The organism is Dyadobacter sp. UC 10 (assembly GCF_008369915.1).
GTDB lineage: Bacteria > Bacteroidota > Bacteroidia > Cytophagales > Spirosomataceae > Dyadobacter.
In genome coordinates this window covers 702,586-724,410 of sequence record NZ_VSRN01000001.1, presented here as the reverse complement: position 1 = coordinate 724,410, position 21,825 = coordinate 702,586, and the positions used below count along the sequence as shown (strand labels likewise).

Genomic DNA, 21,825 nt, shown 5'->3' with positions numbered 1-21,825 from the left:
GAAATCCAATGCATTATTTTTCGAGAATCACACTCCTTTTTACATTATTGTTATTAACCTCAAAAGCATTTGCGCAGCAGGCATACCAGGCAAACTGGCAATCTCTGGAAAAGCACCAGGAAGTGCCGGAATGGATGCGCGATGCGAAATTCGGGATTTACTGTCACTGGGGTGTGTATGCGGTGCCTGCTTACAACAATGAGCATTACATTCAGCACATGCACAACGACAGCCCGGACTATTCAAAGCTGGGGACTTACAAGCGACACCTGGCGCTTTACGGACCGCTGGAAAAGTTTGACTACCACGATTTTATCCCGATGTTCAAAGGCGAAAAGTTCGATGCCGAAGAATGGGCGGATCTTTTTGTAAAAGGTGGCGCGCGCTTCGCAGGGCCGGTGGCTGAGCACCACGATGGATTTGCGATGTGGGACAGCGACCTTACCCCGTTTAATGCGAAGGATATGGGGCCCAAACGCGATGTAGTGGGAGAATTGGAAAAGTCGATCAGGAAGCGCGGGATGAAGTTTTTTACCTCTCTCCACCACGAACTTAATTACACCAATGTCAAAATGAAGCCCGGTTGGGCAGGGAGTGACCCGAAATATGCCAAATTGTACGGTTCCACGATGAATAAGGCGGAGTGGGAAAAAATGTGGATGGACAAATGCACGGAGCTGATCGATAAATATCACCCGGATGTGATCTACCACGACGCCTGGCTGGAACAGGTTCCGACCCAGAACATTCAAAAATACCTCGCGCACTATTTCAACGAAGCCGACAAGCGGAAGCAGGATGTGATCGTGACCTATAAAGGTGAAGACCTGCCTGCGGGCGTGGGCATGGAAGATCACGAAAACTCCAACCCCGACAAAATCATCGCAAAACCCTGGCTTTGCGATTACTCGATCGGTACCGGGCTATCGTATTCATGGGGCTATACCGACGGTATGGAAATCCGCCCGGCGAAGGAAATTATCCATACGCTGGTGGAGGTGGTGAGCAAGAATGGGCAAATGCTTTTGAACCTGTCGCCGCGCGCCGACGGGACTTTTCCTGAGGAACAGAAAGAAGTAGTGTACAAAGTCGGCCGCTGGATGTGGTCCTTCGGCGAGTCGCTGTACGAAACGCGGCCGTTTTCGGTATTTGGAGAAACCACGGCTGGAAAGCAGCAGGTTTTTTACACTCAAAAAGGCAAAACGATCTACGCGATCTTCCTCGAATGGCCGGAAGCGGGCACAGCTGTTACACTCGCAGAATTGAATGCAAAATCGCTGCCGGGGAAACTGAAAAGTGTGAATTTGCTGGGGTTGAAAAATCTGGTGAAATGCGAAAGCCAGGTTTCTGCCGGCGGATTGAAACTGACGGTTCCCGCCAAAACACGCGTACCTTCTGACATTGCTTATGTTTTTAAAATTGAAACCGAATAACCTGCTGAATATGAAAGTGATTGAATTAAGGAAAGGTTACCTGTGCCTGCTGGCGGTTTTTTTGAGTCTGGGTTTGCATCAAACGGTTTGTGCAAAATCCGATGCAGCTGCGAAAGAGACGATCGGGATTGTTTTGGCAGGAGAAAAAAACGCTAGGATTGATTTCGGAGTAAGCCGCCTGAAACAAGCATTAACTGCGGCAGGTTATGAAGTAAGTTCTGGAAAATCGGTTAAAAAAGCTACCGGAAAGCAGCTTTTCATTGGGCTATTGGATCAGCCGGATATTCAAAAAATCCTGGCAAAACCAGGCGCTTCGAGGCCTGGTAAGGAAGGGTATATTTTAAATACAAATGGAAACCAAACAGTGATCGCCGGCGCCGACGCTTCCGGCGCGCTATACGGCTGTCTGGATTTGGCAGAAAGAATTAAGCAGACGGGAAAATTGCCCGGGCAGTTGGCTGTAAAAGACCAGCCCGAAATGGTGATGCGCGGCGCTTGTATCGGTATTCAAAAGCCGGTTTACCTGCCGGGCAGGACGGTATACGAGTACCCTTATACACCCGAAAATTTCCCGTGGCTATATGATAAAGCATTGTGGATCAAGTACCTGGATATGCTGGTGGATAACCGGATGAATTCGCTGTATCTGTGGAATGGACATCCTTTTGCCTCATTGGTAAAGCTGAAAGATTATCCTTACGCGCTGGAAGTAGATGAGGAGACATTCAGGAAAAACGAAGAAATATTTAGCTTCCTTACCAAAGAAGCGGACAAGCGGGGGATCTGGGTGATCCAGATGTTTTACAATATCATTGTTTCAAAACCATTTGCCGAAAAACACAATATCAAAACGCAGGACAGGAAACGTCCTATCACGCCGCTGATCTCGGATTATACCCGGAAATCGATCGCGGCATTTGTTGAGAAATATCCGAATGTAGGTCTGCTGATCACATTGGGCGAGGCGATGGAGGGTGATGACACGGACGTGGAATGGTTTACGAAAACGATTATCCCGGGTGTAAAAGACGGGCTGGCTGCATTGAAAACAGATATACAGCCGCCAATTGTGCTGAGAGGCCACGATACCAACCCGCAAATGGTGATGAAGGCTTCATTGCCTATTTACAAAAGTTTGTACACCATGAACAAGTACAACGGCGAGGCTTTGACAACCTACCAGCCGCGCGGGCCGTGGGCGAAAATGCACCGGGAAATGAGCGAGCTGGGTTCTATTCATATTGAAAATGTGCATATTCTGGCGAACCTGGAACCTTTCCGTTATGGATCGGCCGATTTTATCCAAAAAAGTGTGCAGGCCATGCACGACATCCACGGAGCGAACGGACTGCACATTTACCCCGAAGCTTCCTACTGGGACTGGCCCTACACCGCAGACAATATTACGCCTCGCCAGTTGCAGATAGATCGCGATTGGGTGTGGTACAAGGCCTGGGCGCGCTATGCATGGAACTGCCGCAGGGACCGCAGTGAGGAAGTGAAATATTGGTCTGACGAGCTGGATAAGACATTTGGTACCCAAAATCAGGGAGGCGATATACTGGAAGCTTACGAGCAGGCGGGAGAAATTACGCCCAAGTTGCTGCGGCGGTTTGGGATCACGAATGGAAACCGGCAAACGCTCACGCTGGGTATGACGATGAGCCAGCTGGTGAATCCGAAAAAGTACCGCGTGTGGCCCGAGCTGTATAATTCCGATGGTCCGGAGGGCGAGACTTTGACCGAATATGTTGAGAAAAATGTGAAAGGTGAGAAGCACATCGGTGAGACACCTGAGCAGATTATCAGGGAGGTAGTGCAGCATGGAAAGCTTTCGGTAGAGGCGATCGACCGCGCTCAGCCGTTTGTGAAAAAAGAAAAGGAAGAATTCCGGCGGATCAGAAATGATATGTACTGCCACCGGGCACTTGCCGATTTTTTCTCGGAAAAAGTGCAGGCGGCGGAGCTGGTTTTGAAATATAACCATTCGAAAAATATAACCGACTTGAAAAACGCAGTGCCGCATCTGGAAAAAAGTGTGGCGCATTTCAAAGAGCTGGCAGCTCTGACAAAGGATACTTATCTGTATGCAAATAGCATGCAAACTGCGCAGCGGCGCGTTCCGGTGGGTGGAAATGATGGGAAGAATAAAACGTGGGTTGAGCTGCTGCCGTTTTATGAGGAAGAATTGAAGCAGTTTAAAAAGAACCTGGCATTGCTGGAAAGCGGAAAAAGTGCGGACGAACTGGTTGCAAAACTGACGCCGGTTGATGTGACGTTAAATGACAAAAATGCCGAAATGTTTACATTGGCGAAAGGAGAGCAGCTTTTTTCAGATCGCGAATCAAAGATCACGGCTGTTGCGGAGGAGCTTTCGGCGCTGCGTGCAGTGAGGCTGAATGCAGGTGAATTGGCGGAAAAGCAGGCTGCAATTTCGTTTTCAACCAAAACGCCTGTGAAAGTGCTGGTAGGCTATTTCCAGTCGAAGGAAAAACCGTATCTCGCTGTGCCGAACCTGGAAACGGATGCGAGTGGAAACGATTTTGGTCAGGCGGAAGCGAAAATTACTGCGGCGCTTACTGCCCAGGGCCTGCCGAATATGAATGTGCATGCTTACACATTTCCCGCCGGTAACCATACGCTGGTGCCTGGAAAAGGGATTTTTACGGTTCTCGGGTTTATCGACGGCAACACCGAGATCAAGCCGCACGCTGCCGCGATGGGAAATGATGGCGGGGCGCGGAATATTGACTGGTTATTTGAATAAATTTAGCCCCGAAAAAGTAGACCCGATGTTCAAGTATGATGGATTTTTTAATCAAAATGGACCCCAATTCACCGGTTCCCAAATACCGGCAGGTGATTAACTCGGTGATCCATGCGATCGATACGAACCAGCTCAGTATTGGTGATAAAATCCCCTCCGTGGGTGAAGTAAGCGAGCATACCGGGCTGGCGCAGAAGACGGTCGTGCAGGCTTTTGAACATTTAAAAAGGACCGGGGTGATTTCTTCGGTGAAATACAAAGGCTTTTTCGTCGCCAGCTCGGACACGCAATCGCGCCATAATATTTTTGTACTGTTCAATATTTTTACTGCCTACAAAGAGGAGATCTATAACAGCCTGAAAGACAGCCTGGGCGATAAGGGGACGGTGGATATTTACTTTCACCACAACAATATCGAGGTTTTTAATACGCTGGTGGAAAAGAGCGCCGGCAGGTACACGGAATACATTATCATGCCCATCGCCGACCCGGCCGTCGAGGTTTCGATGCGGAAACTGCCTTCCGACAAGCTGTACATTCTGGATATGGGATATCAGGAATGGGGTCAAAAGTATCCCTCGGTTTGTCAGTATTTTGAGGAAGACATATTCGATGCACTGAGTTCCTACATTGAAAAGGTGAGGAAATACGATAAGATCGTGATGGTTTCTGGCGAGCGATACTATAACTCGGCATATAGCGATCGTGGTTTTCAAAAGTTTTGTGAAACCTATGGATTAGCGAATGCGATTACCTTGCATTCAAAAGGCAAAAAGCCTGAAAAAGGCGTGCTGTATATCATTTTTGACGATTACGATCTGGTGGATATGGTACGGCAGGCACGCTTGTACGGCATGCAGGCGGGCAGGGATTTCGGCATTATTTCCTATAATGAAACGCCGTTTAAGGACGTAATAGGGGAGGGCATCGCCACGATTTCCACCGATTTTCAGAAAATGGGGAGGTCGATGGCGAAAATGATTGTCCGGCGGGGCAACGATCACATCAGAAATCCCTGCCGCCTCATCGACCGAAACTCTTTCTGATAAATCGTCAGTTTACCGTACTCTCAGTATTCCTTTCATTACAAATGAATGCCCTGGAAAGCTGCAAATAAAAGGGTAATCGCCCGGCTTGGGCGCTGTGAAATAAACGCTTTGGGAGGCTTCCGGCTGGATCAGGCAGGTGTGAAATAGTACATCGGGCGTCTCTGGGATGTAACCTGCATTGGTCCCGGTAAGTCCCATATCCATGGCTTTTTGCCCTACTTCGTCCCCCTTTCCGGGCTGGGTAATCACCAGATTATGAAGCATATCGTCATTGTTATTGAAGGTCAGCTTCACTTTGCTGCCGGCTGTTACTTCAAGTAGCTCCTTATCAAATTTTAGCCCTGGTTTGGTGGCCATTGCAATCGTAATGTCCGGCCCGCCGTTCCAGCTGGCAGGTTGCTCGCTCACCGATTTGGAAGGGTCGTTTCCGCAGCCGGCTGCCTCCTTGTTCGTGTCCGTTTCCGCCATATGGTGGTGTTGGTGCGCGGTGCCTTCTGGGAACGCATTGATCGTGTAATAAGCCTGCGGGTGCAAAATCGCGTCACCTTCCGCAGAAGTAACTCCATTTATTTTTAATTCATGAATATACCCTTCGCGCAGCCCGGCAACTGTTAGCTTTACCTTCAGTCCGTCTTCCGAAACATCGGCTTTTGTAACCTTGCAGGCTGCCTGGTTGATGACCGGGCTGCCGTATTTTTTGTGGTAACTATAAGTAAATCCAGTCATTTGATATTGGTCTGGCCGGGCGGCGATATCGCGTTTGACAGGCTTGGTGAATTCGAGTTCAAAGCCGGTCTTTGTGATCCGCATCGCAGCAATTTCCATCGGCATTTTACCCGTCCAGGTGAGTCGTTGCAAGCCGTAAGGTTCCTTGCCCGTGGCAGCCCAGCCGCGACTGGTCATGCCCACAAAAAGCGACTGATCGCTTCCCCAGGCCATGCGCAATATCCCCGATGAAAACCCTTCCCGAAACGGAAAGCACGCTCCCTGGTATACGCCGTTTACTTTTTCCAGGAACGCCCGCATAATTTTGCTATGTCCCTGGTCGCCAACCAATAGTTGCCCCTTGAAAGGGCCGAACTGATCTGAGTTGATAGACAGTATCGCAGCGGTGGAAATGCCCATGACCGTGTGCGGAAACCAGATCGTCGGTACTTTAAAATTGGGTTTCCCTTTGGCATAGTCGTAGAGAATGCCAATGGAATCCTTGAAATCAGACCTTTTGAGCTGGATGGGCGAACCCGGTTCCGCTGACCATTTCAAACCCGCCGGGTGACCTGCAAAATCTCCCTGTTTCAAATGCGTGATCCTGCCCGAGCCGATCCAGTCGCCCTGATTTTCGGCAAAAAATATTTCTCCGTTTGCATCCAGCCCGAATGCGGCGGGCGAACGCATTCCCGTGGCGAAAGGCGTCATTTCGCCATTTTCCTTGATCTTCAACATCCAGCCGCGCCACTTGGTCAGACTTTCGCCCCGGCCAACCCAGGAAAGGTTGAGCGTCACCAGCATATCTCCATTGGGCAATAGTAAAGGTCCGTACGAATACTCGTGGTAATTGCCGGAAATCGGCCAGGAATAGACGGTTTTGTATAAATCAGCCTGCCCGTCGCGGTCGCTGTCTGAAATTTTAGTCAGCTCTGATCTTTGCGTCGTATAATAAGCACCGTTTTTATACGCGAGCCAAAGCGGCTCGTGCAATCCGTTTGCGAAGAGGGAATACCGGGGCTTTTTGCTTTTCTTTTGATAAGGATCATCGATCACCCAAATCTCGCCCCTGCGTGTGGCTACCCCGAGCTGGTCTTTTTCGTTAAAAGCCAGTCCGCCCACTTCCAGCTTCACGCTGTCGGGAATAGGGATAGTTGAGATTTTGTAAAACGGGCTTTCTGCCTGGTTAGCAGCATCTTGCGCCGCTGCATTTGTCGCAAAAAATAAAGCGACGAGCGTCAATACAACATTCCACTGCACTACCATACGATCTGATAACTGATTTGAACTGACTGATCTGTTTTCGGCAACTCCAGAATGAGTTGTTCCACATTTTTATCTTTCCTCACAAGCGGCTTGATATCGCCGCAACTGAGTTTTTCGAGGTAATAATTTTTGTCGTCGATCGCGTAGCTGCCGCTTTCCAGCTGCTCGATCTTTGTCCCCTCGGCGAGGAGCACATATAGTTTGCTGCTGCTGTTGCTGATCGTGAGCTTTCTGGCCAGGCCGTCGTTTCCCGGCAGATTAGTGAGCACATCCTGGACCTTGTTTCCTTTTAATGTGTAGAAATAGGCGGGAATACCTGCTTTGTCCAACCGGTAACCTCTGTCTGCGTAAACGCCGTCGGTCGTGGCCACAGAATCCGGCCAGGTATCGTTTGCGTTGGCCAGTATGGCAACAAGCGGCTTTCCTGAAAATTCCATTTTTGCTCCCAGCGGTATTTCCAGCTGCTTTTCACCCCTTTCCGTCCACATATTGGAAACGTCGATGAACTTCCCGTGCCAGGCAGCGAGGAGATTGTACTTGCGCAGGTCGAAGGCGTAGTTGTTGCCGGGGACGGGTTTTTCAGCGATACGAGCTGGCAGTGCAATCGCGGCTACGTATGGATTTACTTTATTTTGATGCATCATAAATCCGCGCTGCATAGCAGGTTTGCTGCTCACTTGATATTCCAGCGGATCAAAACGTTCACTCAGCCTTACAGAAGCTGGCGTGGTCAGCGACTGCCATGGAATCTGCGGGCCTTCGTAATGCAGTACGAGGCATTCATCCGAATTGGAATAGACGATCCTGAATGGAAACTTACCCTTTTTTAATGCAGCTTCATTGTAAAATGCCTTCTCAAAATCCCGCGAGCCGCGATTGCTGATCACCAGTTTGCCGTCAATAAATAACCAGGCGCCGCCTCCGGCTGTCAGCTTGAAAAGATATGTGCCCTCGGCAGGGATATCGATTGTTCCGTCGATGACCAGCTGCGACTTACGGTCGCCGACGCGGTGTGAAATGGTATCGGTACTGCCCGTGCGCCGGGGTTTCAGGCTGGCAAGGGTGTCGGGGTTTTTGTGTAAACCGGGGTATACTTTGAAAGTCATTCCCGACACGCTGATCCGGTTATTCGCATACGTCTTGTACTGTAATTTTTTGATTGCAAATGCTTTATCGGAGCCTTTGATCGCAAATGCAGCATCGACTGATTGTGTGGACGAAAGCTTAGGCAGCTGCACCGGCTGACCATTCAGCAATATGCGCTCAAACCTGGCATCACTGATTTTCTTGCCGGATGCGTCGAATTTTGCGGCCCTGAAATGGATCGCGATGTGCTGCCACAAGCCCGGTGCCTTGTGAGCCGGACCTTCCTTTTTGAGCCACGAATCCTGAATTTTCACCGGATATTTATTTTGAAACACAATCTCAAAAGCAGCCCCTTTCGAAAGCAGGAAGTCCATTTCCAGGTCGATATCTCCGTGTATTACATTGGATAGCAATTCAGAAGGCAATTTGTTTTCGGGCTGGTAAATCAAAATGCCCTGCCCGGGTTGAGATTTAAGGTTCCCGGCCTCATTCCGCCTGGCAATAAGGTTTCCCGCAATGTGCCAGCCGGTTCCATTGATTTTCTGAAAACTACTGAGATCGGCCAGCGGTATGTCGGTTGCCGGAAGACCAATCGTTTGCGCATTTGCAGCTGCATGAAACAGCAATAGCCAAATCGTCAGCAGTGCTTTTGAAAATTTCAAGATTGATTTAATCCTTACCAGCATAGTCGTAATTCAGGAAATAGTATTGCAATTTTAATGATTTTTGTATTAAAATGTGATTATTACTTTCTTTTATTTACTAATATTTTCGTTTTTGGTTTAAGTCTTCGGGCTTATGTTGTGAAATTGATATACATGGTTCAGTCAGTCAAATTTTGCCTCGTCCATAGCCGAACGTGATTTGTTCGATACCGGACAAAGCGACAGGATGCTTCATTCTCTATTCAACTGATTATGAGCGGTGCACAGCATTCTGCTTTCATGGCACATGCTTTTTTGGGCTTATATAAATTGAATCTTCGCAGGGATTTTTCCTTCAATTCTAATATTAATCAGCTCATGATCAGCAACTACTTCAAAATCGCCTGGCGCAACCTGTTAAAGAGCAAATTCTATTCGCTTATCAATGGTACGGGGCTTACACTCGGGCTGAGTGTCGGTATACTGATCCTGCTCTGGGTGCAGGATGAACTGAGTTTTGACCGGTTCCACAAGCAAGCCGACCATATCTATAAACTCGAAAATCTGGTAGGGACGGGATCCAGCAAGCAGATCTGGACTACGACAGTCGCGCCCATTGCCACACAGGGAAAAAATGAGCTGCCGGAGATCAAAGGCGCGGTGCGGCTGTCGTACAATGACTCCTATACTTTATTCAGGTATAAAGACAAGGTTTTCAACGAGACGAATTCACTTTTCGCGGATCCGTCGCTGTTTTCGGTATTCGATTTCAAGCTGGTCAAAGGGGATGAAGGCCGCCCTTTTACCGATGACAATACCATTGTGCTAACCGAGACCACGGCGAAAAAATACTTTGGAAATGAGGATCCGATTGGTAAGATTTTGAATGCAAATGATCGGGTCAGCTTCACAGTGAGCGGCGTGGTGAAGGATTTTCCGAAAAACTCAACAATTCAGGGCGATCTTTTTCTGCCGATCGGAAAACTGTTCCGCAATAGATACGGCAGCGGTCAGGGGCGGAATGAGAACAATGACTTCCACGAGTTCAATTACAGTACCTATTTTTTACTGCAACCCGGCACGATAGTAGCGGGCCTGGCGGATAAGCTCCGCGATATTCATTTACGCAACAAACCGGACGACACCGACCTGACTTACCTGTTGCACCCGCTTACGAAAAAACATCTTTATCAGGCCGATGGATCGAATGGGGGTATTGAAACCGTGCGGATGTTTGTCGTGATCGCGTTGCTTATCCTGGGAATTGCCTGTATTAATTACATTAATCTTTCAACTGCCCGCTCGATGCTGCGATCGAAGGAAGTAAGTATGCGCAAAATCGTCGGCGCGGCGCGGAAGCAGCTCTTTCTGCAATTCATTATTGAAACAGCACTCGTTTTTGTAATTGCATCAACGGTCGCGGTGGTGCTTATTTATTCTTTGCTGCCACTTTACAACCAGCTATCCGGCAAACAGCTCGTTTTTGATTTTACCAATATTCAAATCTGGAAGGTAATCGGGCTTACACTTATGGGGACACTGACCGTTTCGAGCATTTACCCGGCGATTCTTCTGTCGTCTTTCGAGCCGCTCAGGGCTTTCAAAGGCAAAGCTTCGGCTAAGATCAGCGATGTCGCAATGCGTAAAGTGCTTGTAGTTACGCAGTTCGCGGTATCCGTGATCCTGATTATAGGCACCTTTGTGATCAGTACCCAGCTTGACTACATTCATTCCAAAGCATTGGGATACGATAAAAACCACGTGTTATCCTTCAATATGCGAAGTATGGGTGAGCATTTCGAGGCAGTGAAAGCGGATCTGCTCAATCAGCCGGGCATTACGGCCGTGACCCGGGCAGGTAGTAATATTGTCCGGATCGGCAGTCAGACGGGCAGTAGCGACTGGGACGGAAAGGAAAAGGGGGAAACGATGATGATCCGCCCGATGGCGATCGAGAAGGATTTTTTGTCATTCTTTAAAATGCAGCTGGTTGAAGGGCAGGGGTTTACGGGTTCTGTATCTGATTCTACCCATTTTATATTGAATGAAACCGCCGTTAGAGCCAGCCGGATGAAAGACCCGATTGGAAAACGGTTTAAGATATGGGACCTGGAAGGTACGATCATCGGCGTAGTGAAAGATTTTCACACTACTTCAATGAGAAAAAGTATCGACCCGGCTGTATTTTATTACAATGCGGATCATGCCAACCAGATTTACATTAAAACAACCGGCAATGACGCAGAGAAAGCTATTGCAGCTGCGGAACGTTCGTGGAAAAAGTACAATGGAGATTTTGAGTTTTCGTATACCTTTTTAGACCAGGCATTTAATGATCTGTACAGATCCGAACAGCAGAGCGGCACCTTATTTAATCTTTTTGCCGGTATTGCAATTATAATATCCTGTCTCGGACTGTTCGGTTTGGCAGCATACACTGCGCAAGTTCGCACCCGCGAGATCGGAGTCCGAAAAGTGCTGGGATCGAGCGTGCCTGCTATTGTCAGCCTTCTTGCGAAAGATTTTATCCGGCTTATTCTGATCGCTATCGTGATCGCAATACCAATCGCCTGGTACGGCATGAACAGCTGGTTACAGGATTTTGCTTACAAAATCAGCATTTCCTGGTGGATGTTTGCTGCTGCGGGCGGAATGGCACTTGCGGTGGCCCTAATTACCATCAGCTACCAGAGCATCCGGGCAGCATTGATGGATCCGGTGAAAAGTCTGCGAAGCGAATAACAAACGCAGATCTCAGGTTTGCTTTCCACTTTTGCGATGTGGCTGCGTTCGTGAGAGCGGAAACTTGCCGTGCCCTGGCCGGTATCACCCGTCATTCAATCGTAGTTTTTGTATTGATGTAGTCGCATGCGCCGTTTGGTGAGAATGTGAAATGTCGGTGATCTGATTATTTACAGTAAAATAGCCTTTTGACATTACTAAGGAAATTGAATTCGACGGGTCTTTACCCATTGACGTATCAGGCGCTTTGTGATTAAGGTATGGTCTTTTTACGATAACTGTTTTTAATCCTTGTAATCAATAGATTGCAGGGAGATAATCGATTTATCTAAACATTTAAACCGGGAAGATCATGAACATTAAATTGGAGCAGGCGGAAGCTATCATTGCATCTGCAAAAGCAAAAGCTGCGGAGATTAACACAAAAATGAATATTTGTGTGGTTGATACCGGGGCCAATATGGTGGCTTTCGCACGAATGGACGGTGCCTGGCTGGGGTCGGTTGATATTGCTTTGAAAAAAGCAAAAACGGCTGTCTGGTTCACTATGGACACCGCCGAGCTGAGCCCGCTGGTACAGCCTGGCCAGCCGCTGTTTAACATTGAGCATTCCAATGGAGGGCTCATCACCTTTCCGGGCGGTGTGGTTATAAAAAATTCCGGCGGGGAGATTATCGGCGCAATAGGTGTGAGCGGAAGTACGGTGGACGATGATCACGAAGTGGCGGCGGCAGGCGCGGCTTCGCTATAAATGAATGTCCCGGCCCGCCACTGCGGCCGGGATTTTTAAACCCCAATCCGTTATTTTAGCGGTGGTAGTAAAATTTATTTCTGAAACTTGTCCGGAAAAAGCGTCGGTGATATACTATATCATAAAATCCAAAGTATGAAAAAGTTTCTATTGCTTATCCGTGAGGACATTACCCGGCTTTCGCAAATGTCGGAGGAAGAAATACAGCAAGATATCGCCGAAATGAACAGCTGGGTCGAAGAACTGGTCCGGTTCGATACTTTCATAGCCGGCGAGCCGCTTGAAAATGAATACAGGATGGTTGGAAAGCAGGTCGAAACCGACGGGCTGCTGATGGACGCCAAGGAAGGGATAAGTGGTTATCTGATGATCCAGGCTGAAAGTCTGCAGCAAGCCGCAGCAATTGCCGCACAGTGCCCGCATATTATTCAGGATAAAATCAGCATTGAGGTACGTCCGATTATGGAAATACACCAGGAACCGTGACCGCGGACATTGCCAATTTGCTTTCTGAGCTTCACCGCAGCCTTTTTGGTAAAATGGTCGCGGTGTTGATGTATCATACCGGTATTGAAGAGCTCTCTGTTTCGGAGGATATTGTGCAGGAGGCGTTCGCAATCGCGGTGGATAAATGGCGCGATGCTGTACCTGAACAACCCGACGCGTGGCTTTTTGCAACGATCAGAAACCTTGCCTATAATCATTTAAAAAAAGAAAAGCGCAAGCAATATCCGGCAGTTGATCAAATTGCTGCCGATCAGTTGCTGACCAGCGACCGCGATCTGCTGCGCGTGCTTTTTTCCTGTTTACAGCCTGCCTATCCGCCCAGGGTGCAGCTGGTGGTGGTATTGAAATATGTCTGCGGTTTAAAAACAAAACATATTGCGGCACTGCTTGCTTCCGGGGAGGATACCATTTCAAAAACGCTTTATCGCTGGCGTGTGGAACAATCACGCAGTGATTTTATGGTAGCGGAATCAGTAGGTAACCCTGATGAACAAAAGATAAGAATGGCGCTCAAAGTACTGTATGTGATGTTTACGGCAGGGTACCAGCTTTCCGAGAAGGGCACGCTCACCGACGAGCAGCTTTGCGAAGATACATTGAGTCTTTTACAGGAAATGATGAAGATGAATATTGTAGCCAATGGAGAGGTTAAAGCATTGTATGCGTTGTTGTTATACAATCTGGCAAGGGCGGAATCGAGAACTGACCAGCTCGACGAACTGACTGCACTTGCCGGGCAGGACCGCAGGCGCTGGAACCGGGAAATGATCGTCGTGGCCAATCATTACCTGTTGCTTTCTCAAAAGGAATCTTCCGTCGCCAGCGCGTGGCAGCTCGAAGCGGCGATAGCTTACAAACATATGCACGCGGGTAGGTTTCAGGAAACCGACTGGCAGGGTATCGCGTCGCTTTACGAGAAACTTGTGGCATTTAATTCGTCGCCGTTCACAAAAATAGGACAAGCCGCTGCTCTGTATTTTGGCGGAAATGAAGCCGCTGCAATTGAAATTTTAAGTCTGCTGCATGCGAACCGGTTTTTTCGTAACTACCATTTGCTCCATTGTTTCTGGGCAAAAATGCATGCGGATAGGAATGATACTGAACATGCTTTGGCAAGCTACAAAAAAGCACTTTCCTGCCCGGTCAATGCTTTCGAAAGACGGTTTATCGAAAAGGAAATAGGTATATTGATGAGAATTAAGCACTAAGAATGAATGAACCGAAGCAAATACAGTATTTACTCACCGACATGAGTATTCCTGAAAGCGAACAGGGTGACTTGCAGCATATTCTGCTATGCTGCATCAACAAACCTCTCTGTTTTCTATCCAGGCACTGGAGGAAGCTGAAGTTTTGGAAATCAATTGGTAAAATTGAGAGTGCGCTCGGCTTACAGATGTTCGAGCTTACGAGACCTATTGGGGTTTCCCTTCAAACCTCCTCATCCTCAACCCCCTCAAAATAATTCACAACCGTCATCAGCGGCAGCGTTGTTGTATCCGCAGCATTAGACATCTGTATTACAGCGCGGTCGATGTTTTTTTCATCGAAGCCTGAGAAGTAGCCTTCTATGACCTCGCCCGGGCGGACTTTATAGCTGATCGCTTTGTCGATGTATTTGGAGGCTCGCTTTTGGAGGCCGGTGAGCTGTCGTTGTGGCACGATTTGTTATATTAGTGGTACGCTTTGTATACAAATATCTTTCCAAAAATCTTAAAATGAAATCCCATGGCAGTGGCGCTGATTCTAGCAGGCATTTTGTTGATCTGGTATTGTGTAAAAGCTGTGAGAGCTAATCCGGAAAAGCCGGATTGGACCCGGGCGATTGTAACCGCCGCATTCTGGCCACTTTCCCTTTTAACAAAAAGAAACAATTTCAAATAATCTTTGAATCCCCGGGCTGAAGCCCGGGGCAATTGAGGGATTTTATTTCGGGCTGAAGCCCGGGGCAATTGAGGGATTTCATTCGCGCTGAAGCGCGATGACTTTGCTTTTTTTACCAGCGACTTTCTTCGATTTCTTTTGCCAGCCTGCCGTTGATATCGACTTTGGCATCCAGAAACAAAAAGATTGTGGCGCCGCGTTCTCTTGCATACCGGTTGGTAATAGAGTCCGTGATAATCGCTTGTGTGAAAAGAGGCGACGTTTCTTCTATCTCCGCCTCCCTTTCCCACGCATTTTTGACCCTGACCACGTGCTTATATCTCTTACTGAGGTCAAACCAGTTTACATAATCTGCATTGAAAGTCACCGCGTCGATTCCTTTTTTCGTATAGTAATTAATGGCGCCTGCCTGTCCGTAATTATCACAGAGAACCAGTGTATTGCCGGGATCGGGCGAGCTGGCGTAGGCGGCGTCGACCTTTTCGGCCAGCTCTTTCCAGCCAATCATATCTGCAAAATCCTGCGGAATTTCGTGGTCTTTCCCGTCCTCCCAACGCAGTAATCCGGCATTTTTGAAACGCTTTGCATTTTTGACGATCTGCTCGGGAGTTTGATTGGGAAAGGCTACCATTGCGACGGGAATAAAGATCGTCACCGGGATAATGATAAATGCAGCACGCAGCCAAACCGGTTTTAATTTAACTGAAACAAAAACAGCCCCAAATGCAATATAGACCGGATAAATACCGATCGCGTAGTATCCTTTCGCCCTCAGAAAAACGAACACCGACAACGTAAAGACGATCGAAAAAAAGAAGAGACGATATGCCTCAAATGGTTTGTAGACCAGCAATGCGTACCATCCCGGAATTAGCACGATCATAGCGCCGACGAAGTATAAAAATTGCTCTTTGAAAAAGTCGGCCCGGCTCATATTGACAAGTTGCGTTTCGGCCAGTTCTTTCATATGGTGAAATACGGGGAAGTCGTTTTGGTATTGCCAGAGCAGATTCGGCGAGATCAATATCAAACCAATTAACACGGCAACGAGGAATGGACGGGTAACTAAAAGCTGGCGGTGTTTGGTTAGTAAAATGGAAGGAAGTAACCCTACAATCAGGAAAGCAACATTGTATTTATTTAAAAATCCAAAAGCAAAAATGACCGCGAACAGGTACAGCCACTTCGATTTTCCCGACTGAATGTATTTGATCAGAATGAAATAGAGCGTTGTCCAACACAGCACGTCGACTGAATTTGGCTGGAAAAGCTGATTCAATCGCATCAGAGCAGAAAATAATGTACAGGTAGCGGCGAGGGCGCAGGCGTATAAACTGCCTTTTAAGGTCTCGACTGTTTTCCAAACCACCAGCATGGTCAATACACCGCATAGCGCGGGAAAGAAACGTACCCAGAAAACGCCATTTCCAAGCCACTTGATCAGGGTAGCGATCCAGGAAGTGACTGGTGGGACCGAAAGATAACCCCAGGCGAGATGATTTGCCTGATCCAGATGCAGGTATTCATCGCGATGCAGATCGTATTCAGGGATGATCAATAAATATTGAAGTGCAAATTTTAGAACGATGAAACCACATAGTAGAGCATTCGCTTTCGTCATAAATTCGGAGTGTTAAATCTGCTTGTTTTGTGCAGATTTTTAAAGTTAAAGCAGTGTCGGCCCAATAAACTAATTTTTGGAAGAAGAATATTCTGCCTTGTTATATTGTGGTTCTAAACTCAATCTGACAGAAAAGCAAGATACGATGCCTGTACACGTCGCCATTGCGCGGAGAGTTCTTCCGGGAAAACAAGAGGAATTCAAAGAGGCACTTCGCCGGTTTCTGGGAGAATCTTTTTTGCACAGGGGCGTGAAGGTGCAGGAATGATTACGACGCTGCCGCGCGACGACAGCCGGGAAATTGGTATTCTCCGAACCTTTAAGATGAGGCCGAACGCGACGCATTTTACAATTCACAACTTTTCAGTGATTGGGAAGCTTTCGCGTCTACATTGACTGAATCGCTGAATTACCGGCAGCTTACCGGTCTGGAAGCATGGTTCCGGGCACCTGTTCCACCGCGGCGCTGGAAAATGGCAGTTGCGACTTTGTGCGGCGTTTTTCCCATGAGTTTATTTCTGCAATTCACCGTCGGGCTCTTGATAAAAGATCTACCCCCGTACTACTGGCATTGATAATCGCTACCTGCATGGTGGGGATATTAACCTGGATCGTCATGCCGAATATCACGAAACTGCTAAAACCCTGGCTACGAAGCAAGGGCAAAACGGGTAGCTGCTGTCGCAAAACTTTAACCATGCATGACTCACAAACCAGATGAAAACTTTATGGCATGGTTTCGGCAAATCCTAATTTGTATAACCAAAGTCTTTCAATTGCTTGATTGGCTCTGTTAATTTAATGGTTCGCCCGTCCATGTTTAGTAAATAAATATAATCGCTAATGGTTAGTACATCTCGATAATAGTGATCTGTTACCAGAATACCTTTACTCCTTTTTAGTACCGAAAGCCAAGCTTTGACTGTTTCAATATGGAGGGGCATAACATTTGAAAAAGGCTCATCCAAAATAATAAATGATGAAGGAGATGAAATAACCATTATAGTTTCGATCAAACGCTGCTGACCACCAGATAACTGGTCAAAACGAAGAGACAGCAATTGCTCAACCTCAGGAAAATAGTTGAGCGCTTCGCAGATCTGAGATTTATAAAGCATGAATGCTTTCTTGACTTCTAAATGGCCGGGAACAAACGGTTTCTGCGGCAAATAGGCCATCAAATCCTTGTGGCGGTAGCGTTGCTTATGAAGTTATTATCTACTCTGACGGAGCAATTTTGTGCGGCTCGAATGCCATATATCACTTCTAGCAAACTCGATTTGCCACTTCCGTTTCTGCCCAGGAGACCGATAATTTCTCCCTTTTGGACTCGCAAATAAATATTTTGAAGAATTTTACGATGCTTGTACTCGAGCAAAATACTATCAACTTCCAAAATCGTCACATCGCGATCAGACTTGTTAAAAGGATCCATAGTGCAAAAGTTAAAAGATCTAGCAGGTATACCGCAAACGCAAGCTGAATCTCCGATAATCCAAAATGATGGTAAAAGACAAAGCCTTTTGGATTGAATGACCGAAAAAGATACCAGATCAGCAATTGGCAGAAACTCCGAAGCCACATAAAGGTCACAACGAAAGCAGCGAACTTATCTGATGAGAGGGATGGGTAACCAGCCAGTACCCACATAAGCAGGGAGGTGGCTGTGGTTATAGGCCATAGTTGTTTATACAAAATCAATAGGATATTCAGTCGTCGCATATCTGTCTTTTCGGGAAGGTAGTCGACTTAATTATCAATGATGAAAATTTAACTGATTTTAACTAAGGATCTTATGGTGATTTTTTCTTAGAAAATGTGTCAGATACGCGGCAGTTGCGTAATACACACACACCTGTTTTGCTGATAAAGCACGAACAAAAAATGAGGCCGATCTTCTGAACCGGCCTCGCTTTTCATTTTGTTAAATATCGTCTTTATCGACTGGCTTTTGCTGCTCGTTCATTTGCTTCGCAGCAATACTGTCGGGCGTCACAGCCGACATGGCCATTTGCAGTTTGTTTTTCAACCCCGAAATAACTTTATCGTCGCCGGCCATTAAAGCCTTATAACCATCCAGAGCCACGTCGGCCGGGTCAGCTTTGGCGCTTTCGTCCTGCACGGCCTTGCTGTCCTGCATATCTGCCTTATTGAAAAAGTCAGTATCGGTTACGCCGGGCATCAATGCGGTCACGGTAATCCCGGTATCTTTCACTTCTTCCCTGACGGCCTCCGAAAAGGATAGGACGAATGCTTTGGTACCATGGTAAACAGCCTGCCACGGGCCGGGTACCTTGCTTGCGATGGATGCCAGGTTTAAAATTTTGCCAGAGTTTCTGGCTACCATGTCTGTCAGGAAGCATTTGGTCAGGATGACCAGTGAGCTGATGTTGAGGTCGATGATCTGTAATTCGCGATCGATATCAGTCTGATCAAACTTTCCGTAAACTCCCTGTCCTGCATTGTTGACCAGCACGTCAATTTCAATGTCGCGCTGCTTCACTTCGGCGTATAGTGAAAATGCCTGCTCACGGTCAAACAGATCTTTCGCGATCGTGACGACCGAAATGCCATTCTGTTCCAGCAACCCGGCGGTTTCATGCAACTCGGTTTCATCCCTTGCCGTGATCACGAGGTTATACCCGTCTTTTGCAAACAGTTTGGCCAATTCCAATCCGATCCCACTTGTCGCGCCCGTTATCAGGGCATATTTTCCTGTATTTTCCATGATCTTCCGTGTTGTTTGTTGATTTAGAATGCGTGTAGAGTTAAAAACCGTGCCACCTGGCGCTGGCATATTTCTTTTTGTGTCCGGCCAACTCTACAATAAAAGAACGGAAATAATGGACGAGAAAAACTACACCGGCGCGGTTCCCGAAAATGAGGAAGGAGCTGTCGTCAATGCAGAAAGCAAAAGGGATTTCGTTTCGGCCGAACAAGCCGCCGCGCTTTACCGCGTTGCAAAGGAAAGGCTGCTGGACGTGAACAGCTGGGGCAACCTGGGAGGCGCCGGAAATTTTGCATTAATGGACGCAGCCGGAAACCCTGTGACGCAAATGGCGGAAAAAGGCTTGCTGATCCGGATTGATGTACCCGGCCCCGGCACCAGGGCCGCGGAAGGATTCGACTGGGTAAGGATAGAGCAGGTTAAAAATTTTGAAACGCAGGATGTGCAAAGCCTCGCTATCCGTGTGCGGCCGGTGGCTGCGCCTACCTCCGATGAACAGGCTCCGGCGCATTTTTACTCTGAAAAATCGACCAGCACATTCACGATTACAAGAGAATTCCAAACGGTTACAGCCGGCATTTACGACCGCAATCTGGAAGAAAATGAGGAAGCGGAAAATTTCATCGATAAGATCCGGAATGCTGTCACAGGATTTTTCGGGAAGGAAATTTTTTCCAAAATCCAGTGGCAGGCTTTCGCAGAAGGGCTTATTAAATGAAATGGGATTTGGTGAAGGGGTTTTTGTAAAAAAAAGGCAAGCTTAGCACGGGGTAGTGTCTTTGAAAATTTGCTTTGTATATTAAGCTGATTTCCATACATGCCCATACGCAGGGCTATTCCATTTACTAACCTTTTACCATCTACTATGAAAGATTTTGACGCATCAGAAAGTGCGGGTTCAAGACGGGACTGGCTGAAAAAATCGGCTGTGCTCGGTTCCGCGCTGCTTACCGGATCGCTGGCAGAAGTAACTGCCGCAGTAAAGCCTGCAGTAACGCGACGCCTGCCGATTGCCGTTTCGACCTATTCCTACTGGCCACTGTCAGGTCCGAAGTATCCAATTAAAAACGTGATCGAAGACGCAGCCCGCCTTGGGTTTGACGGGGTGGAGATCCTGCACCGGTCCATGGAAGAAGATACGGTCGTCTATCAGAATAAATTGAAGCGCATTGCCTTTGACAACGGCATGGCGCTGCCGCTACTCTCAATTCACCAGAACTTTTTGCAGCCAGATGTCGCCAAACGCAAGGCGGATATTGAGCATACCTACAAATGCATCAATATGGCGTCGCAAATGGGTATTCCCTGCGTGCGGATGAATACCGGCTCCTGGGGGACGGTCAAAAATAAGAGACAGACAGACTATTATACCCACGGCGTAGAACCACCGATTGAAGGATATACGGATGAGGACGGTATCAAATGGACGATTGACGGAATGGGGGAGTGTCTTCAATATGCTGAAAAAGAAGGTATTGTACTTGCACTGGAAAATCACTGGGGATTATCATCCAATATCGACTACCTGCTGAGAATGTATAATGCCTTGAAAAGCTCGCCTTCTATGGGACTGAATGTGGACACGGGCAATTTTGTCGGTGAGCCTTATGCAGGCCTGGAAAAGCTAGCTCCCTACGCCACGATCGTACAGGCTAAAACCTATTTCGGCGGCGGTACATTTTATGATAAGGAAATGGATTATACCAGGATCGGGAAAATTTTCGAAAAAGCGAATTATAAAGGTTTTGTTTCGCTCGAAATGGAAGGGAAGGAAGACCCCAAAACATCTGTTCCAAAAAGTCTGGAACTGCTGAGAAAAGCATTTACTTTCACCGCCTGACAAACCCGAAACTTCCGTATGGCCTGCCGCGTGTAATCAATGCGGCAGGCCATTTTATGTATTCTCAATCGAAAAGCAGGAAGAAAATAAGGGTACATTTCAGGGTTTTTTGTCTTTGAACAGGAAGACACTACGATCCTGAAATGAAAACTTTTTCCCTTAACGCCATCGAGGAAGATGAGGTCGCGCACCTCTGGTACCTGGCGCTGGCGGGAGACAGGAGTTCCTTTCAACAACTGCTCGAAACAACCTACGACCTGATGTTTCAATATGGTCATAAGTTCAACAAGGATACGGAGCTGGTGAAAGATGCGATCCAGGATGTATTTCTTGAAATACTCGAAAAAAGGCATGTTTTAAATCAGGATATTCCCCCCAAAGCCTATCTGCTCGCATCCCTTCGCAGGCGGCTGAACAGGCTCGGAAACCGTCAGCGCTGGCTTTTGTCCGGCGATCCGGTGATGGAGTCGGCCGATTTCGACGTCGAGTTTAGTGCAGAGGATTGCCTGATCCAATCCGAGTATACCAGAAGTATCGGCGATCAGATGGCTTCGCTGATGAACGGGTTGCCCAAAAGACAAAAAGAAGTCGTGTACCTGCGCTTTTTCGAGAATCTGGAAAGGGATGAAATCGCTTATATGATGGAAATCCGCCCCCAGTCCGTATCCAATTTGCTTCAGACCGCTTTCAAATGGCTCAAAACCCAGTGGAAGCCGATTATTTCCCTCATCCTGCCCGGTCTGTTTTCAGACAAAATAATTTTTTAATAAAAAAAGTCCGAATAATACAGTATCGGATTCCG

General features: G+C 47.5%; 19 protein-coding genes. 12 read left to right on the top strand and 7 right to left on the bottom strand.

Annotated elements, in window-relative coordinates; translation table 11 throughout:
- Positions 1-8: 8 nt before the first annotated feature.
- Genes FXO21_RS02650 through FXO21_RS02640 form a run of 3 tightly spaced genes read left to right on the top strand, consistent with a single transcriptional unit; the run spans position 9 to position 5,246 of the window.
- Positions 9-1,433, top strand: coding sequence for an alpha-L-fucosidase (locus tag FXO21_RS02650; protein ID WP_149638645.1), 1,425 nt, complete (start codon positions 9-11; stop codon positions 1,431-1,433).
- A 10-nt stretch (positions 1,434-1,443) separates the two neighbouring features.
- A complete protein-coding gene (locus FXO21_RS02645; protein WP_149638644.1) occupies positions 1,444-4,200 on the top strand; it encodes an alpha-d-galacturonidase in 2,757 nt (918 codons plus the stop codon).
- A gap of 35 nt (positions 4,201-4,235) precedes the next feature.
- Positions 4,236-5,246: a GntR family transcriptional regulator gene (locus tag FXO21_RS02640; RefSeq protein ID WP_149638643.1), complete on the top strand. Its 1,011-nt coding sequence runs from the start codon at positions 4,236-4,238 to the stop codon at positions 5,244-5,246.
- 12 nt (positions 5,247-5,258) lie between these two features.
- Here FXO21_RS02640 and FXO21_RS02635 read toward each other — a convergent pair whose 3' ends face one another.
- Both FXO21_RS02635 and FXO21_RS02630 read right to left on the bottom strand, forming a co-directional pair.
- Entirely contained in the window at positions 5,259-7,220 is a 1,962-nt protein-coding gene (locus FXO21_RS02635; protein ID WP_149638642.1) for a plastocyanin/azurin family copper-binding protein, read from the bottom strand.
- On the bottom strand, positions 7,214-8,968 hold the full coding sequence (locus tag FXO21_RS02630; RefSeq protein ID WP_192579151.1) for a PA14 domain-containing protein: 1,755 nt from the start codon (positions 8,966-8,968) through the stop codon (positions 7,214-7,216). The genes FXO21_RS02635 and FXO21_RS02630 overlap by 7 nt, the downstream gene beginning before the upstream one ends.
- Positions 8,969-9,328: 360 nt before the next feature.
- Here FXO21_RS02630 and FXO21_RS02625 point away from each other — a divergent pair, with 360 nt between their 5' ends.
- The 4 genes from FXO21_RS02625 to FXO21_RS02610 all read left to right on the top strand — a co-directional run bounded on the left by FXO21_RS02625 (position 9,329) and on the right by FXO21_RS02610 (position 14,158).
- Entirely contained in the window at positions 9,329-11,692 is a 2,364-nt protein-coding gene (locus tag FXO21_RS02625) for an ABC transporter permease (RefSeq protein ID WP_149638640.1), read from the top strand.
- Between the two features lie 352 nt (positions 11,693-12,044).
- Positions 12,045-12,443, top strand: a complete 399-nt coding sequence (locus FXO21_RS02620) for a GlcG/HbpS family heme-binding protein (protein ID WP_149638639.1) — start codon at positions 12,045-12,047, stop codon at positions 12,441-12,443.
- A 135-nt stretch (positions 12,444-12,578) separates the two neighbouring features.
- A complete protein-coding gene (locus tag FXO21_RS02615; protein ID WP_149638638.1) occupies positions 12,579-12,929 on the top strand; it encodes a YciI family protein in 351 nt (116 codons plus the stop codon).
- Entirely contained in the window at positions 12,926-14,158 is a 1,233-nt protein-coding gene (locus tag FXO21_RS02610; protein WP_149638637.1) for a sigma-70 family RNA polymerase sigma factor, read from the top strand. The genes FXO21_RS02615 and FXO21_RS02610 overlap by 4 nt, the downstream gene beginning before the upstream one ends.
- A gap of 223 nt (positions 14,159-14,381) precedes the next feature.
- Here FXO21_RS02610 and FXO21_RS02605 read toward each other — a convergent pair whose 3' ends face one another.
- Positions 14,382-14,612, bottom strand: coding sequence for a hypothetical protein (locus FXO21_RS02605; protein WP_149638636.1), 231 nt, complete (start codon positions 14,610-14,612; stop codon positions 14,382-14,384).
- Positions 14,613-14,678: 66 nt separating this feature from the next.
- Between FXO21_RS02605 and FXO21_RS28660 the strand changes: the two genes are divergently transcribed.
- On the top strand, positions 14,679-14,834 hold the full coding sequence (locus tag FXO21_RS28660; protein WP_192579150.1) for a hypothetical protein: 156 nt from the start codon (positions 14,679-14,681) through the stop codon (positions 14,832-14,834).
- 112 nt (positions 14,835-14,946) lie between these two features.
- On the opposite strand, the gene FXO21_RS02600 is transcribed toward FXO21_RS28660, so the two are convergent.
- The gene (locus FXO21_RS02600; protein WP_149638635.1) at positions 14,947-16,455 is read right to left on the bottom strand and encodes a glycosyltransferase family 39 protein; all 1,509 of its coding nucleotides are present in this window, start codon (positions 16,453-16,455) and stop codon (positions 14,947-14,949) included.
- 76 nt (positions 16,456-16,531) lie between these two features.
- Between FXO21_RS02600 and FXO21_RS28910 the strand changes: the two genes are divergently transcribed.
- Positions 16,532-16,723 (top strand): hypothetical protein, encoded by a 192-nt coding sequence (locus tag FXO21_RS28910; protein WP_225865540.1) that lies wholly within the window; start codon positions 16,532-16,534, stop codon positions 16,721-16,723.
- Positions 16,724-17,204: 481 nt separating this feature from the next.
- Here the strand turns inward: FXO21_RS28910 and FXO21_RS29070 are convergent, their stop codons facing one another.
- From FXO21_RS29070 to FXO21_RS02585, 3 genes are all read right to left on the bottom strand, one after another.
- Positions 17,205-17,633, bottom strand: coding sequence for an ATP-binding cassette domain-containing protein (locus tag FXO21_RS29070; protein ID WP_255485744.1), 429 nt, complete (start codon positions 17,631-17,633; stop codon positions 17,205-17,207).
- Entirely contained in the window at positions 17,633-17,890 is a 258-nt protein-coding gene (locus FXO21_RS29065; RefSeq protein WP_255485742.1) for an ATP-binding cassette domain-containing protein, read from the bottom strand. Before FXO21_RS29065 ends, FXO21_RS29070 begins: the two co-directional genes overlap by 1 nt.
- Before the next feature lie 489 nt (positions 17,891-18,379).
- Positions 18,380-19,183: an SDR family NAD(P)-dependent oxidoreductase gene (locus FXO21_RS02585; RefSeq protein WP_149638634.1), complete on the bottom strand. Its 804-nt coding sequence runs from the start codon at positions 19,181-19,183 to the stop codon at positions 18,380-18,382.
- Positions 19,184-19,298: 115 nt separating this feature from the next.
- Between FXO21_RS02585 and FXO21_RS02580 the strand changes: the two genes are divergently transcribed.
- From FXO21_RS02580 to FXO21_RS02570, 3 genes are all read left to right on the top strand, one after another.
- Positions 19,299-19,901, top strand: coding sequence for a hypothetical protein (locus tag FXO21_RS02580; RefSeq protein ID WP_149638633.1), 603 nt, complete (start codon positions 19,299-19,301; stop codon positions 19,899-19,901).
- Between the two features lie 147 nt (positions 19,902-20,048).
- Positions 20,049-21,023, top strand: a complete 975-nt coding sequence (locus FXO21_RS02575; RefSeq protein WP_149638632.1) for a sugar phosphate isomerase/epimerase family protein — start codon at positions 20,049-20,051, stop codon at positions 21,021-21,023.
- Positions 21,024-21,166: 143 nt separating this feature from the next.
- Positions 21,167-21,790, top strand: coding sequence for an RNA polymerase sigma factor (locus tag FXO21_RS02570; protein WP_149638631.1), 624 nt, complete (start codon positions 21,167-21,169; stop codon positions 21,788-21,790).
- Positions 21,791-21,825: the final 35 nt, after the last annotated feature.